Annotated in this window: 1 rRNA gene (running past one end of the window); it reads left to right on the top strand. The window is 57.1% G+C overall.

The window, feature by feature from the left end:
• Positions 1-1,847: ribosomal RNA gene (locus tag PV419_RS52640) — 23S ribosomal RNA — on the top strand; it begins 1,372 nt to the left of the window's first position.
• Positions 1,848-1,868: the final 21 nt, after the last annotated feature.

Here is a 1,868-nt window from a genome sequence, read left to right as displayed (position 1 = left end):
GCATGTGGTCCAACGATCGCTGTGATGGGTAGGGGAGCGTCGTGTGCCGGGTGAAGCAGCCGTGTAAGCGAGTTGTGGACGGTTCACGAGTGAGAATGCAGGCATGAGTAGCGATTCACACGTGGGAAACGTGTGCGCCGATTGACTAAGGGTTCCTGGGTCAAGCTGATCTGCCCAGGGTAAGTCGGGACCTAAGGCGAGGCCGACAGGCGTAGTCGATGGACAACCGGTTGATATTCCGGTACCCGCTTTGAAGCGCCAGCGCTGAACCAGGCGATGCTAAGTCCGTGAAGCCGCCCTGGATCCTTCGGGTGAAGGGGAGTGGTGGAGCCGACGGACCAGACTTGTATTAGGTGAGCGATGGGGTGACGCAGGAAGGTAGTCCAGCCCGGGCGGTGGTTGTCCCGGGGTAAGGGTGTAGCCCGAGGGGTAGGTAAATCCGTCTCTCATTGAGGGTGAGACCTGATGCCGAGCCGATTGTGGTGAAGTGGATGATCCTATGCTGTCGAGAAAAGCCTCTAGCGAGTTTCATGGCGGCCCGTACCCTAAACCGACTCAGGTGGTCAGGTAGAGAATACCGAGGCGTTCGGGTGAACTATGGTTAAGGAACTCGGCAAAATGCCCCCGTAACTTCGGGAGAAGGGGGGCCATTGCTGGTGATCACCCTTGCGGTGTGAGCTGGTGGTGGCCGCAGAGACCAGCGAGAAGCGACTGTTTACTAAAAACACAGGTCCGTGCGAAGCCGTAAGGCGATGTATACGGACTGACGCCTGCCCGGTGCTGGAACGTTAAGGGGACCGGTTAGTCACATTTCGGTGTGGCGAAGCTGAGAACTTAAGCGCCAGTAAACGGCGGTGGTAACTATAACCATCCTAAGGTAGCGAAATTCCTTGTCGGGTAAGTTCCGACCTGCACGAATGGCGTAACGACTTCTCGACTGTCTCAACCATAGGCCCGGTGAAATTGCATTACGAGTAAAGATGCTCGTTTCGCGCAGCAGGACGGAAAGACCCCGGGACCTTTACTACAGCTTGATATTGGTGTTCGGTTCGGCTTGTGTAGGATAGGTGGGAGACTGTGAAGCTGTGACGCCAGTCATGGTGGAGTCATTGTTGAAATACCACTCTGGTCGTGCTGGATGTCTAACCTGGGTCCGTGATCCGGATCAGGGACAGTGTCTGGTGGGTAGTTTAACTGGGGCGGTTGCCTCCTAAAGGGTAACGGAGGCGCCCAAAGGTTCCCTCAGCCTGGTTGGCAATCAGGTGTTGAGTGTAAGTGCACAAGGGAGCTTGACTGTGAGACCGACGGGTCGAGCAGGGACGAAAGTCGGGACTAGTGATCCGGCGGTGGCTTGTGGAAGCGCCGTCGCTCAACGGATAAAAGGTACCCCGGGGATAACAGGCTGATCTTCCCCAAGAGTCCATATCGACGGGATGGTTTGGCACCTCGATGTCGGCTCGTCGCATCCTGGGGCTGGAGTCGGTCCCAAGGGTTGGGCTGTTCGCCCATTAAAGCGGTACGCGAGCTGGGTTTAGAACGTCGTGAGACAGTTCGGTCCCTATCCGCTGTGCGCGTAGGAGTCTTGAGAAGGGCTGTCCCTAGTACGAGAGGACCGGGACGGACGAACCTCTGGTGTGCCAGTTGTTCTGCCAAGGGCATGGCTGGTTGGCTACGTTCGGGAGGGATAACCGCTGAAAGCATCTAAGCGGGAAGCCTGCTTCGAGATGAGGGCTCCCACCCACTTGATGGGGTAAGGCTCCCAGTAGACGACTGGGTTGATAGGCCAGATATGGAAGCCGGGTGACCGGTGGAGTTGACTGGTACTAATAGGCCGAGGGCTTGTCCTCAGTTGCTCGCGTCCACTGTGT

It is taken from the genome of Streptomyces sp. ME19-01-6, assembly GCF_033793745.1.
Classification (GTDB): Bacteria; Actinomycetota; Actinomycetes; order Streptomycetales; family Streptomycetaceae; genus Streptomyces.
Note: the sequence above shows the minus strand (reverse complement) of the source record. Positions and strands in the feature narration are given on the sequence as shown.